Raw genomic sequence first — 12,742 nt, forward strand, 5'->3', positions numbered from 1 at the left:
CTCACCGACGCCGGCAACGGCTACTACGAACTCAAGAACGTGGGCAGCGGCCTCAACGCCGGCGTCGCCCAGTCCTCCACCAGCAACGGCGCACCCGTCGTCCAGTGGACGGACGTGAACGTCGACGACCAGCTCTGGAAGATCGTCCGAATCAACTGACCGGCTACTGGCCCGTTTCGCAGAGCCTCCTGCCAGCGCAGGGTCGCATGGTGACCCGTGTGCCAGGGGGCTCTGTGTCGTTCGATGCCGGTGATGCCGTCGGATGAGCAGCGTGCCCGGCCGGCAGCGGCGGTTGCAGTCGGCCGCAGTCGGGCAGGTGCGCGACGGTGGTGACCGGTCACCAAGCCGGCTGTCTGTACCTTCGCCGTGGTTGGCACGCGCAGGATGCGACGTCCTCCTCGCCCGGCATCGTCCTTGGCGGCGCACCTGCCGGGCCCCGCGTGGGAGGCCCCTGAGCTGTTGATCGAGATGTCTGACGTCTCAACCACGCTGCTCGGGGGCCTCGTTGGTCATCTGTCCTGCCGCACTCGACCTGCCCCGTGCGCTCGTGGAACCCTGGAGCGGCAACGCTGAAGAAGCCCAGTGTTCGTCACCCGTCGCAAGCCGGGCCCTGGCAGGGTCGTCAGCCCACTCGAGGTCTGCCGGGACACCGGGTTCGCCCGGCTGTCGTACGGCCAGGCCCGCCTCCTCCTGGATGCGCACACGGCTGTCGGCGGGGTGCCGGGAGCGGGCTGTGTCTCGACCTGCGTCCCGGAGGAGCCCGTCCCGCTCCGGCTGTCGGGTCAGGTCCTGCACGTCCGGTAGGTGTACCCGGCCTGTCGTTCATTGTTCTGCATGTCCAGGAAGCGGTACTTTCCTTCCGTGTTCCGGCTGAAGTGCTCGATTGTTCCGTCACCGGCCTTGTAGGTGAGGTGCAGCGTCTCGCCCCGGACTGTGCTGCCGAAGTTCTTGAACAGGTTCTTGTTGGCCCTGCCGAACGTGCCGGATCCGACCTTCCCGTCCGCCGTCAGGCCCCACCGCTTCTGGAGGTTCATCGTCGCCTGGTGCGTCTTGTCCCCGAAATAGCAGTCGATGTTGTTGACCACGAAGTTGCTTCCGTTGTCCAGCTTGGCGCCTTCGGCGACCAGGATCCGCTGCCACAGGCCGACGGCGTTGGAAGCCGAGTAGTTGTACTGGGACAGGACGCCTTCGTCGTTCCAGTCGTCGGTCCAGGTGTCGTACCCGCGCACCCAGCCGTCCGAGACCTTCGCTGAAGCAGGGCCGGTACCCATGGCCAGTGTGCCTGCCGCCGCGAGGCTCAGTGCGATCGCCGCACCGCGCAGGGTACGTCCGTGGATCCTCATACATCCTCCCCGTTCGGAAAAGCCCATGGAGAGGACGGTATGTAGGGGCGGGCAGGGGGCGGTACTGGAATGTTGCAGGGTCCTCAAGGCCACTTCCGGCTCGCCGGCCAACGCTTCTTTGACGCTTCGACTACGCCACAGGGCAGGCCAGTTCCGGCATCGAGCGGTTGGGGGAGCACGTCACCACGGCCAGGGCCAGGTATGTGGGGCGTTCGAGGTAGAAGCCGAGCGATACATCCGCCCCTGATTCCAGCCGTTCCGCGACGGTGTTGACGAGTCCGGCCGGTTGGGCGGCGTCACGGTCCCTCTCGGAGGCAGACCGGGAAGCGTACTCGCCGAGTGCGACCGGGGCGACGGACGCGCCGAGGGTGAACGTACGGGTGGTCACCGATCCGAGCGGCCGGTTGCTGTGGCTCTCACCCGCCTTGCCGGGCCGATCTCACGACCTGGCCGCGGCCCGCACCCACCGGATCATCCGCATCTGCGAGCACCAGGGCGTCCCATCCTGGCCGACCTCGCCTACCTGGTGAACAACCCCCACGGCCTGTCTGTCACTCGGAAGTTCTTCGCGAAGATCCATGCCCCGGAAGGTAAAGGCCCCTCCGGGTGGCCTGCACACGGTCTTGGAGCCGGAAGGACACGCGGCCGGTGACTGCTCTGTTGCACACCGGACCTGCATCCGAACCGAAGGCCTGCTCCGACGGGGCGAGGGTTTGCTGATGCGGCACTAGGCGGTGCCCGGGCCGGTTCGTGAGAGGCGGACCATGGCGCGGTAGAGAGCTGTGGGCGCCGGGGCCTTGGGCAGTGGCGGGATGTCGGCGCCCGGGGCGGCGTACGAGCGGAACATGTGACCGACGAGGCGGCGCCAGGCGTCGGGCGCGGCGTCGCCCGCGGCGGCGATGACGCCGGCGTTGGCCATGAGCAGGATGACGAGGTCCTCCGAGACGAAGTCCTCGCGCAGGTGCCCGCTGTTCTTGGCGCGGGCGATGAGTTCGAGAAAGCCGTTGTACGCCTCGGCGCGGCGGGCTTCCAGTGCCTTGGCGGCGGGGAAGGTCATGGTCAGGACGTCGGCGAAGCCGCGGTCGGCGGCCTGCATGGCGCAGACGGCGTGGAGGTAGCCGGTGAAGCCGTGCCAGGGGTCGGGGTCGGCGAGTGCTTCGGTGACGGCGTCGGCGTAGGCGTCCATACGGTCGGCGAAGACCGCGTTGACGAGTTCGTCCCGGGTGGCGAAGCGCCGTCCGAGCGTGGCTTTGCCGACGCCTGCCTCACGTGCGACGGAGGCCATGGAGACGCCGAGCCCTTCGGCGGCGAAGAGGCGGCGGGCGGCGGCCAGGATGCGGCAGCGGTTGCGCTCGGCGTCGGCGCGCAGTCCCGCTTCCGGCTGCTGGTCCGGAGTCTGGTCGGAAGGTGCGGAGGTCATGCGCCCACTCTACCTAAGTGGAACGGATGGGCCACTTCTGCTGTACGGTGGGCGGCAGTGGAATCGGGAAGCCCGTACCACTTATCGGGAGGTATTGTCATGCGCGCTGTAACGCTCGAATCCGTCCCCTCGGCCCCGGCCGTGACCGACGTGCACACTCCTCGCCCGGAGGCCGGGGAATTGCTGGTCAAGGTGGCCGCCGCCTCGTTGAACGGCATCGACATCGCCACCGCCGCCGGCTATACGCAAGCGTTTATGGAGCACCGGTTCCCGCTGGTCCTCGGCCAGGACTTCGCGGGCACCGTCGAGGCGCTCGGCGAGGGCGTGGAGGGCTTCGCGGTCGGCGACGCGGTCTTCGGTGTCGTGCTGAAGCCGTACCTGGGCGCCGGGTCGCTGGCCCAGTACGTCACCGTGCCCGCCGGACACGGAGTCGCCCGCATTCCCGCGGGCCCGAAGGCGGGGGACGCGGGCGCGCTGGGCGTGGCCGGGGCCACTGCCCTGGTGAGCCTGGACGCGGTGGCCCTGGCCGAGGGCGAGACGCTGCTGATCTCCGGGGCCTCCGGCGGGGTGGGTTCGCTGGCGGTGCAGCTCGCCACCGCCCGTGGCGTGAAGGTGATCGCGACCGCCCGCCCCGGCGTGCAGACCGACTTCGTCACCGGCCTGACCGGCGTGGAGGTCCACGTGGTCGACTTCACCGGTGACCTGGAGGGGCAGGTCCGCGCGATCGTCCCGGAGGGTGTGGACGCGGTGCTGCACCTGGCGGGCGACGGCGCCCAGCTGGCCGCTCTGCTGCGGCCGGGCGGTCAGATCGCCTCCACCACTGGCTTGACCCAGGACGACGTCAAAGGGAAGGACGTCACCGTCCACACGATCATGGCCAACCCCGACGCCCAGATCCTGACCTCCCTGGCCGAGCAGGTCGCCTCTGGTGCGCTGCGTGTGCCGGTCACGGCCACCTACCCGCTGGAGCAGGCAGCCGAGGCGTTGGCCGCCTTCAGTGCCGGCACCCCGGGCAAGATCGCCGTCTCCTGCTCCTGACACACGTCCAACGGAAGAGATGACGACCGTGCCCACCATTGCCATCATCGGCGCCGGCCCCGGTATGGGACTGGCCATCGCCCGCACCTTCGGCGGCCGCGGCTTCGACGTCGCCCTGATCTCCCGCACCAAGGAGAAGCTTCAGACGCTGGTCGACCAGCTGGGCCAGGAAGGCATCACCGCCAAGGCGTTCACCGCCGACGTCCTGGACCGGCCCTCCCTGACCGCCGCCCTGGACGCCGTGAAGGCCCGCTTCGGCGGCATCGACGTACTGGAGTACTCCCCGGCGCCGCACTCCCCGGTGCCCGGCCTCACCCTGGCCACCCCCTCGGAATCCACGGTGGACGATCTGCAGCCGCAGATCGAGTACATCTTCTACGGCGCCGTCGCCGCCGCCCGCACGGTGCTGCCCGCGATGCGCGAGGCGGGCGCCGGCACCCTGCTGTTCACCACCGGCGGCGGCTCGGTGGACCCCATCCCCATGCTCGGCAACGTCAACGCCCCCGCGGCAGCCCTGCGCAACTGGGTGCTCAACCTGGACAAGGAGCTGGCCGGCAGCGGTGTGCACGCCGCCCACGTGGCCATCAACGTGTGGATCGGCGGGGGCGGACCGGAGGGCTTCCCGACGGCCACGCCCGAGCAGATCGCCCCCCTGTACTGGGACCTGCACGAAAACCGTGACCGCTCCGAGGCCGTATTCAACGCCTGACCGGCGGGCCACCCCGCTCCCGGGAGGGGGCATCCGCTCCCTCCCTGTCCCGTCGCCCTCCTGGAAAGGAATCCGTACGTGAACTTCTTCTTGTGGACAGTGCAGGCCGTGCTGGCCGCCATGTTTGCCATGGCCGGCGTCATGAAGTCCACCCAGCCCAAGGACAAGCTGGTAGGCCGGCTGCCCTGGACGGCCGACTTCTCGCAGGCCACCGTCCGCTTCATCGGCATCGTGGAGTTCGCCGCCGCCCTCGGCCTGATCCTTCCTGCTGCGACTGGCATCGCCCCCGTGCTGACCCCGCTGGCCGCGACCGGCCTGGTCGCGGTGATGGTCCTGGCCGCGATCACCCACGCCCGCCGCAAGGAACCCGGCGCGATCGCCTTCAACGCCGTTGTGCTGGTCCTGGCGGCCCTGGTGGCCTGGGGCCGCTTCGGCCCCTACAGCTTCTGACCCCCTCCATCTGATCCCCTCCCATCTGATCCCTGCCTTCCGACCGCCACCGCGAGGAACCACCCCTGATGCGTGTCACCGTCTTCGGCGCGACCGGCGCCATCGGCCGCCTTGTCGTCCAGCAGCTCCTGGACGACGGCCACCAGGTCAACGCCCTGGTCCGCACCCCCGCCAAGCTCGCCCTCACCCACTCCCATCTCACGGTCGTCACCGGCCAGTTGTCCGACCGGGACGCCGTCGAGCAGGCCGTCAGTGGCGCCGACGCGGTGATCAGCGCGCTCGGTCCCTCCCTGAAACGGTCCACGACCGGCACCCAGGTGACCGACGGGACCCGCACCATCGTGCAGGCCATGGAGGCGCGGAAAGTGGCCCGCTTCATCGGCCTGGCCACACCCTCACTGGCCGATCCGCAGGACAAGCCGCATTGGAAGCACAAGGTGCTGCCCGTCATGGCCGGGCTGATGTTCCCCAACGCGCTGGCCGAGCTGAGGGGCATGACCGAGGCCGTCACCGGCTCCGGCCTCGACTACACGATCGCCCGCATCACCAACCCGACGGACAAGTCCGCCACCGGCCGCATCCGCTCCGGGTTCCTCGGCCACGACCGGGTCGGTTCAGCCATGAGCCGTGCCGACATCGCCGCGTTCCTCGTCTCCCAGCTCACCGACACCCGCCACCGGCGGGCCATGCCCGCCATCAGCAACTGAGGCCAGCACCACCGCCATGACCTTCGAACTCGGCGTCTACTTCGGCAGCCCCCACGCGACGGCTCGGTGCACCGTGCCGTCGAGTGGGGGCTGCCGAAGTTCCTCGGCATCCTCGGCGGCACCCCCGAGCACTGGGTGCAGTACGGACACGCCTACCGCACCGCCTGGGCTCAGGCCGGCCACCCCGCCGAGCGGGCGGACATCGCGGTCGCCGTGCACGGGTTCGTCGCCGAGTCCGGCACCCAGGCCCGGTCGACCTACCTGGAGTACGAACACCGCATGGTGGCCGAGAGCAGCGCCGAACCGGGCCGTCCCGCCCCGTCGCGCGCCGACGGTGCCGAGGCCTACGGCCCCGACGGCATGGTCTTCGTCGGCAGCCCCGACGAGATCGCCGACCGCATCCTCCACCTGTACGGGCTGCTCGGTCACACCCGCCAGATCCTGCAGATGGACGTCGGCGGCATGCCACGGCGCGACTTTCTGCGCGCCATCGAACTGCGTGCCGCACGACCGCCCACTTGGATAGGCTTATCCAGTTCGTGAACCGGATAGGCCCATCCGGTTCGCTCGGTCAGCTTAGCATCGAAACTGGATAGGGTCATCCGATTGTGGGGATGGTGGAGTCCCCCTGGTGTCGGGGAGTGCGCACAGTCGGCGAGTTGGGTGTGCGGCGGCTTGGCGTTAAGCGTTTTTGTTCTCGGTGGCGTGGGCGATCGAGGGGCGCGCGCTGTATCGCTTCGGGTGACCGCGTCGAGTCAGCGACGTCCGCGGCCAGGCCGCGCGGTAACGCTACGGCCATGCGAGGTCCGGATAGTGAGGGCACGGAACGGTTGTTGAACGGCAGGTGCCACCGAAGGTTGAGGTTTTCAGCCGAGAGTCCAGTCGACGCTGTCGGTGTACGTGGAGCCGTTGATGGTCGCGGTGACTGTCACGGTGTTCTGCCCCGGCCTCAGTGTGACGTTGGCCCACCTGAAGATGTGGTCGCTGCTGCTCAGGGTGCCCAGCGAGGTGCCGTTGAGGGTGGCGGTGACCTGGCCCGCGTTGGAGTAGACCTTCACTTCGGTGGTGGCATCGGTTCGCTGGGTCCAGCGACGGCTGGTGATGTGAAGGGTGGGAGTGCTCGCCCAGTTGGCCTTGTACCAGTAGAAGGCGTCCTTGCGGATCTGCCGGTCGCGGGTGACCAGGCCCTTGTCGTTGATTCCGGGCCGGCTTCCTTCGTTGCGGCCGTCGGAGGCGAAGTCGAACATGGCCCAGACGAACGTGCCCCAGATGTACGGCCGGCTGGCGAGCTGCTTCCAGGCCGCTTCGTGGAAGAGCGACTGGTACTCCTCGGGGTGCCAGGATCCGCCCGGTGTGGGCCTTGGCGGGTTGAGGGCGTGCTGGGTGGTGTTGGCGCCGGCGCCGTACTCCGAGATGCCGATCATGCGGGACGGGGAGTTCGCGTGCAGGTTGTCGGCCCACGCGCCGAGCTCGCCGTCCTTGGAGCCGTAGTACCAGCCGAGGTACTTGTTGAAGCCGGTGGTCTGCGTGTGCAGTCCTGCCTGCGCGTTGTCGGGGTCTTCGCTGCGCACCGCGTAGGTGGAGAGCCGGTCCGGGTCCTCGGATTCGACGATGCCGGCCAGTGACGCGAGCAGCGTGTTCGTGGCGGTGCCGTTGTAATCGGTCTGCTCGTTGCCGATGCCCCAGAAGACGATCGACGGGTGGTTGTAGTTCTGCCGGATCAGCTCACGCAGTTGGTTCTGGGTGCCGGCGGTGAAAGCCGTCGAGTTTGTCACAGAGTTGACCAGCGGGATCTCCGCCCACACGATCAGCCCGCGTTCGTCGGCGAGCTCGTATTCCTTCTGGTCGTGCTGGTAGTGCGCCATCCGGACGGCGTTGGCGCCGAGCTCCCGGATGAGATCGTAGTCCTGTATGTGTTCGGGGTCGGTCAACGCCCAGCCCTTGCCGGCCCGTTCGTGGTGCAGGTTCACGCCGTGCAGGCCGAGGCGGCTGCCATTGAGGTGGAAGCCGGTGTCCGGGTTTACGGCGACGGAGCGAAGGCCCAGGCGTTCGGTCACCACATCCGTGATCCTGTCCGCGCCTGCGGTGACGTCATGGATCTCGACGCTCGCGTTGTAGAGGTAGGGATCGGCAAGGCCGTTCCACAGGTGTGGGCTGTCGATGCCGACGGTCTGCCTGATCTCGGCGCCGGTGGCCGCGGCGACGGTCTGTGCGGTGCTGCGGGCCTCCGCGACGATGGTCCCGCTCTTGTCGGCGATGACGCTGCGGACGACCACCGATCTGGTGGTGTTGCTGTCGTTCCACAGCTTCGTGGTCACGGTCACCGTGGCCGACGCCGCGGTCACATTGCTCTGCCGCAGGTAGATGCCGGGACCCGCGTAGTCCTCCAGCCGCACATGCAGGTTGTCGGTGGCCCACAGGCTCACATTGCGGTAGATGCCGCCCTCGAAGGTGTAGTCCGCGCTCACCGGCGCGATACCGGTGTCCTGGGCGTTGGTCACTCTTACCGCGATCACGTTGTCCCCGCCCGGGACGAGCACGGCGGTGACGCCGAACCTGAACCGGGAGTATCCACCTTTGTGCTGTCCGAGATACGTGCCGTTGACCCATACGTCGGCGACCTGATCGACCCCGGCGAACTGCAGGTACAGCCTCTTCCCGGCCAGTTCGGACGGCGCGGTGTAATGGCGGCGGTACCAGCCCACTCCGCGGTAGTAGTTGTTGCCGCCGTCGGCACCGTCGACGGCGTTCCACGTGTGGGGCGTGTTGACCGGCGTCCATCCGGAGTCGTCGAATCCAGGCCTTTCAGCGCCTGTGACGTCTGCCCTGACGAATCGCCACCCCTGGTTGAGATCGATGCGTACACGCGGATTCGGTGCCGTGTACGTCGCGGCAAAGGTGGAATTGGCCTGCGGAATCCCTGCCAACGAGGCCAGCACTCCTCCAGCTGTCCCGCTCAGCACCTGCCGGCGAGTGGGGAAACCTGTCATTTCAAACTCACTTCCTGAGGGGTGAAGTAGAAGGTTCTTCTGGCGGTGTTATGTCGACGACCGCCGCAGCCGGCGGCCGCTGCCGACTGCGCGTTCGTTGGTCATGCGGAAGGCGGGCGGGGTCGCACCTCCGGCGGCGGCCCCCGACACGTCGGTCCGGGGGGCGGGCAGCGCTCCGGTCGGCTCACGAGGTTCGGAGGGGATCACGTTCACGCCGGTGTCACTGTCGCCTCAGCGAGGTCGCCGAAATCCTGCAGCAGGCCCCACGCTGCCGGCCCACCGGCCCGTGCCGTCCAGAGATCGACGCGCTCCGGACGGCACGGGCGTAGCGATGCCCGCTATACGACGCGCATCTCGGCGAGCTGGAGGCGGTACTTGGTGGTCTCGTCCGACGCGGGCTTGCCGAGCTTGGTGGCGCGCAGACGGAGGTAACGGCCGGTGGCGGAGGTGAGGGGGTAGGTCTGGGCGGCTCCGTTGGGGTTTGGTTCGGCGGTGATGGCGCGGACGGTGGTGTAGGCGGTGGCCCCGTCGGCCCGGGTCTGGAGGGTGAAGTCGACCGGGAAGCCCGCCGTGCCGCCGCCGGACGCGCCGAGGTCCGTGCGCGGGTGGAGGGTGACGGAGCCGATCGCCCGGTCGGCCCCGAGGTCGATCTCGATCCACACGGGCGTGGCGCTGACGTCGGCGGACGGGAAGTCGATGCTGGTGAAACCCTTGGCTCCGGTGACGCTGGTGGTGGTGCCGTCCAGGACCCGGGTCTTGCCCCAGTCGCTGTTCTCGAGCGTGCTGTTGCTGGTGACGGTGGTCGCGGCGGTGGGGACGGTGAGTTCGGCGAGCTGGAGGCGGTACTTGGTGGGCTCGTCGGATGCGGGTGTGCCGAGTCTGGTGGCCTGCAGACGTACGTAGCGGGCGGTGGTGGTCTTGAAGCCGTAGGTCTGCACGAGCCCGCCCGGGTTGGGTTGGGAGGTGACGGTGCGGACGGTGGCGTAGGAGGTGGCTCCGTCCGCGCGGGCCTGGAGGGTGAAGTCGACCGGGAAACCGGCCGTGCCGCCGCCGGCGGCCAGGGTGTCCGTGCGGGGGAAGAGGCGTACGGCGTCGAGATCGGTGTCGGCGCCGAGATCGATCTCGACCCAGACGGGGCTCGCGCTGACGTCGGCGGAGGAGAAATCGTTGCTGGTGTAGCCCTTGGCACCGGTCACGCTGGTCAGGACACCGTCGGTCAGCCGGTTCCGGCCCCAGTTGCTGTTCTCCAGGCTGTTGTTGCTGGAGACGGCCCGGCCGAGGGCGAGGGTGTCGAGGCGGCCGGCCCCGGTGACCGTGAACGTCCAGCTGCCCGGTTGCAGGGTGAAGTAGACGTAGGAGGCGTCCTTGCTCGCGTAGCTCAGGCCGCTGACGCTCCCGGTGGGGGCGCCGCCCGAGTAGACGGTGGTGGTGCCCGCCTTGATGACGGCCTCCGAGCCGCCGTAGGTCGGAACACCGACACGGGCCGTGGTCCCGCTCGGTGAGGTGAGGGTCAGCGTCACCTGGGTGCCGTCGCGCACGACTCCGAAGCGGATGTCGCCCTTGACCGTGGGCGTGACCGTGCTGATCTTCGTCAGCGTGCCGGTCTGCGGGATCACCTCGTACGTCTCCCAGCCGGGTTTGGTGGGGCGCACGCCGGCTGCGTAGGCGGACAGCGCGTACAGCGGGCCGCCGTTCCAGGCATGGTTGTCGGTGCCGGCCGCCTTGTCCCACAGCTCCCACAGCGTGTAGCAGGCGGGGTCGGCGACCTGGGCGGCGAAGCGGTTGCGCATCCGCTCCTCGGCGACCGTGGCCGCGCCCATCAGGTACAGCGCCTCCAGGACGTAGAACTCCATGTAGGGACTGGCGTTGAGGTGGGTACGCAGCACCTCGGTCACCGCCCGGTAGCGGCTGGCGGGGGCCAGACCTGCGACGACGGCGAGCGCGTTGGCCCGGTCGTCGGTGTCACGGGTGTAGCCCGGTGAGCGGTACTCGTTCCTTGAGGGGTCCCACAGGACCCGGTCGAAGTTGGCCTTGATGCTGTCACGCCTGGCTTTCCACCCAGCGGCGTCCCCGCTGTTGCCGCTGAGGTCGGCTAGCTTGGCGGCGGTGTCCAGGGCCAGGTAGTACCAGCAGTTGTCCAGGACGCGGGCGTCGATGTTGCTGCCCCAGTCCTCCCAGTCCCAGTCCCCGGCCCGGTGGTTGACGAGACCGTCGCTGTCCAGGCCCCACAGGTTCAGGTACGTCTTCACCGCCGGGTAGGCGCCGGTGACCGCGCTCGCGCTGCCGGTGTAGAGGTAGTACGTCCAGAACGACCACACCGAGGCGAGCATCTGGACGGGCAGTTCGCTGGTCCAGATGACGGACGGGACCGGCGAGTAAAGCGCCCCGCCGGACTTCTGCCAGGCCGCCAGCTGGGAGATGGCTTTCGCCCCGAGCGCGTGGGAGCGGGTGTCGAAGGTGTAGAAGCCCTCCTTGAGCTGGTTGACCACATCCCCCCACCACTGGGCACGTTCGCGGGTGGGGCAGTCCATGTAGTTGTCCCGCATGTTGACGTACATCGTGCGGGCGGCCTTGGTCCACAACGTGTCCATGAAGGCGTCGCTGCTGCTGAACGATCCGGCGAAGTCGGTGTCGTAGCCGGACTCCCGGTACTTCAGTTCCAGGATGGTGACACCGGTCGGGATGGTGTACCGCACGGCCGTTCCGCTCATCCAGCCCAGCGACTCGAACTCCTGGACTCCGCCGCTGCAGATGTAGGTGGAGCGGACGTTGTAGCCGGTCCCGGGCTCGATCCCCGTCAGGTTGGCGCCGTCGTCGTGGTGGTCGGTCTGGATGCCGATCACCGCACCGGCCGGCGCGTCCACCTTCAGGAACGGCGTGACCTGGAGGTTGGACGGGAGCGTGGCGGCGATGGCGGTGGAGCCCTGTCCGGTGGACGGCAACGAAGACGCGTTGGTGTAGGACTTCAGGCCGGAGTAACGGAACGGTGGGACCGGCCGCTCGACCAGGTTGTTCCAGGGGGTGGTGCCGGCCGCGCCGTAGTCGTCGGGCGCGCTCCAGGCGCTGTCGTCGAAGCCGGGAGACCGCCAGCCCGCCATGACGGTGGCGTTGCGGGCGTCGTAGTAGATGTTGGACTCGGGCAGCCGGAAGTTTGCCTGGGTTCCGCTGGTGTTGTTCGAGTAGCCCGGGTGCACGGTGTGCTTCCAGCCGGTGTCGCTGACGATCCGGGTGGTGGTGGAGCCGGTCGTGACGTCCGACTGGAACAGCAGACCGCCCCTGCCGCTGCTGTTGTGCGAGAAACCCTGCTTGCCGAAGTGCCACACCAGCAACGCGACCGTGTTGCGGCCACTGGTCAGATACGGGGCGAGGTCGATCTCGTCGTAGTACGTGTCCGTACGGTTCGGGCCGCGCTTGAGCCCGCCCTCGAAGACCACCAGCGTGCCGTTCACCCACAGCCAGTACTTCGAGTCGACGGCGATCTGGGTCACAGCCTTCGACGGCGCGGACCCCAAGGTGAACGACTTACGGAACGCCACCCACTGGTTCGTCGTGCTGGTCGCCGCCCAGATCCACTTCGCGTTCCAGGAGACTGCGGCGGAAGTCGTGTGGGCGAGCCCCGGCACGAGCACCGAACCAAGGGTGGGAGCCAGGGCGACGGCTATGGCGGAACGCAGGGCGGACCGACGTGAGATCTGCTGCATCGCGGGACCTTCCAAGAGGGTTTGAATCGATTCAATTAGCTGGCGCAGTCGTGCTGCCCGACTCTCCGGACATCCGCTGTCAATGATCTGGACGCGTCAAAATTAGGAGTCGTAGCGGCACGGCTGCAGGCAACGGACGCAGTGCAGGACAGGGCCTGCCGAGCCGGCCGGCTCGGCCCGCGAGCCCGGCAGGCGGGATATTGGTCTCCCCTGCCTTTTCTCGGGTCAGTTGATTCGGACGATCTTCCAGAGCTGGTCGTCGACGTTCACGTCCGTCCACTGGATGACGGGTGCGCCGTTGCTGGTGGAGGACTGGGCGACGCCGGCGTTGAGGCCGCTGCCCACGTTCTTGAGTTCGTAGTAGCCGTTGCCGGCGTCGGTGAG

Annotated in this window: 11 protein-coding genes and 3 pseudogenes; 8 read left to right on the top strand and 6 right to left on the bottom strand. The window is 68.4% G+C overall.

The window, feature by feature from the left end; all coding sequences use genetic code 11:
• On the top strand, positions 1-159 hold a 159-nt coding region (locus tag ADK57_RS47070), incomplete at its 5' end, for an RICIN domain-containing protein (RefSeq protein WP_199830506.1).
• Between the two features lie 414 nt (positions 160-573).
• Positions 574-732, top strand: a pseudogene (locus ADK57_RS08355) (site-specific integrase); the annotation flags it as partial.
• Positions 733-782: 50 nt separating this feature from the next.
• Here ADK57_RS08355 and ADK57_RS08360 read toward each other — a convergent pair.
• Both ADK57_RS08360 and ADK57_RS08365 read right to left on the bottom strand, forming a co-directional pair.
• A complete protein-coding gene (locus tag ADK57_RS08360; RefSeq protein WP_053748729.1) occupies positions 783-1,343 on the bottom strand; it encodes a peptidoglycan-binding domain-containing protein in 561 nt (186 codons plus the stop codon).
• A gap of 130 nt (positions 1,344-1,473) precedes the next feature.
• Positions 1,474-1,683 (bottom strand): annotated as a pseudogene (locus ADK57_RS08365) (hypothetical protein); the annotation flags it as partial.
• Between ADK57_RS08365 and ADK57_RS52395 the strand changes: the two are divergent.
• A pseudogene (locus ADK57_RS52395) lies at positions 1,675-1,866 on the top strand (transposase family protein); the annotation flags it as partial. The pseudogenes ADK57_RS08365 and ADK57_RS52395 overlap by 9 nt on opposite strands.
• Positions 1,867-2,070: 204 nt before the next feature.
• Here ADK57_RS52395 and ADK57_RS08370 read toward each other — a convergent pair.
• A complete protein-coding gene (locus ADK57_RS08370) occupies positions 2,071-2,763 on the bottom strand; it encodes a TetR/AcrR family transcriptional regulator (RefSeq protein ID WP_053748730.1) in 693 nt (230 codons plus the stop codon).
• 99 nt (positions 2,764-2,862) lie between these two features.
• Here ADK57_RS08370 and ADK57_RS08375 point away from each other — a divergent pair, with 99 nt between their 5' ends.
• The 5 genes from ADK57_RS08375 to ADK57_RS08395 all read left to right on the top strand — a co-directional run bounded on the left by ADK57_RS08375 (position 2,863) and on the right by ADK57_RS08395 (position 6,210).
• Entirely contained in the window at positions 2,863-3,801 is a 939-nt protein-coding gene (locus ADK57_RS08375) for an NADP-dependent oxidoreductase (protein ID WP_053748731.1), read from the top strand.
• A gap of 28 nt (positions 3,802-3,829) precedes the next feature.
• Positions 3,830-4,510, top strand: a complete 681-nt coding sequence (locus ADK57_RS08380; protein WP_053748734.1) for an SDR family NAD(P)-dependent oxidoreductase — start codon at positions 3,830-3,832, stop codon at positions 4,508-4,510.
• Between the two features lie 78 nt (positions 4,511-4,588).
• Positions 4,589-4,960, top strand: a complete 372-nt coding sequence (locus ADK57_RS08385; protein WP_053748732.1) for a DoxX family protein — start codon at positions 4,589-4,591, stop codon at positions 4,958-4,960.
• Positions 4,961-5,028: 68 nt separating this feature from the next.
• Positions 5,029-5,667, top strand: coding sequence for an NAD(P)-dependent oxidoreductase (locus tag ADK57_RS08390; RefSeq protein WP_053748733.1), 639 nt, complete (start codon positions 5,029-5,031; stop codon positions 5,665-5,667).
• Between the two features lie 66 nt (positions 5,668-5,733).
• Positions 5,734-6,210 (top strand): LLM class flavin-dependent oxidoreductase, encoded by a 477-nt coding sequence (locus ADK57_RS08395; RefSeq protein ID WP_234390034.1) that lies wholly within the window; start codon positions 5,734-5,736, stop codon positions 6,208-6,210.
• A 323-nt stretch (positions 6,211-6,533) separates the two neighbouring features.
• Here ADK57_RS08395 and ADK57_RS08400 read toward each other — a convergent pair whose 3' ends face one another.
• The 3 genes from ADK57_RS08400 to ADK57_RS47080 form a co-directional block, all read right to left on the bottom strand.
• A complete protein-coding gene (locus tag ADK57_RS08400) occupies positions 6,534-8,594 on the bottom strand; it encodes a glycoside hydrolase family 2 protein (RefSeq protein WP_234390035.1) in 2,061 nt (686 codons plus the stop codon).
• Positions 8,595-8,995: 401 nt separating this feature from the next.
• Positions 8,996-12,358: a discoidin domain-containing protein gene (locus tag ADK57_RS08405; protein WP_078973017.1), complete on the bottom strand. Its 3,363-nt coding sequence runs from the start codon at positions 12,356-12,358 to the stop codon at positions 8,996-8,998.
• Between the two features lie 225 nt (positions 12,359-12,583).
• Positions 12,584-12,742, bottom strand: a 159-nt coding sequence (locus tag ADK57_RS47080) for an RICIN domain-containing protein (RefSeq protein ID WP_199830507.1), incomplete at its 5' end; no start/stop codon positions are given.

Source organism: Streptomyces sp. MMG1533 (genome assembly GCF_001279775.1).
Lineage (GTDB): Bacteria > Actinomycetota > Actinomycetes > Streptomycetales > Streptomycetaceae > Streptomyces.

What these genes read in the sequence shown, in the direction of transcription:
- ADK57_RS08360 (WP_053748729.1), bottom strand. Translation starts at nt 1,343, where the DNA reads ATGAGGATCCACGGACGTACCCTGCGCGGTGCGGCGATCGCACTGAGC.
- ADK57_RS08370 (WP_053748730.1), bottom strand. Translation starts at nt 2,763, where the DNA reads ATGACCTCCGCACCTTCCGACCAGACTCCGGACCAGCAGCCGGAAGCG.
- ADK57_RS08375 (WP_053748731.1), top strand. Translation starts at nt 2,863, where the DNA reads ATGCGCGCTGTAACGCTCGAATCCGTCCCCTCGGCCCCGGCCGTGACC.
- ADK57_RS08390 (WP_053748733.1), top strand. Translation starts at nt 5,029, where the DNA reads ATGCGTGTCACCGTCTTCGGCGCGACCGGCGCCATCGGCCGCCTTGTC.
- ADK57_RS08405 (WP_078973017.1), bottom strand. Translation starts at nt 12,358, where the DNA reads ATGCAGCAGATCTCACGTCGGTCCGCCCTGCGTTCCGCCATAGCCGTC.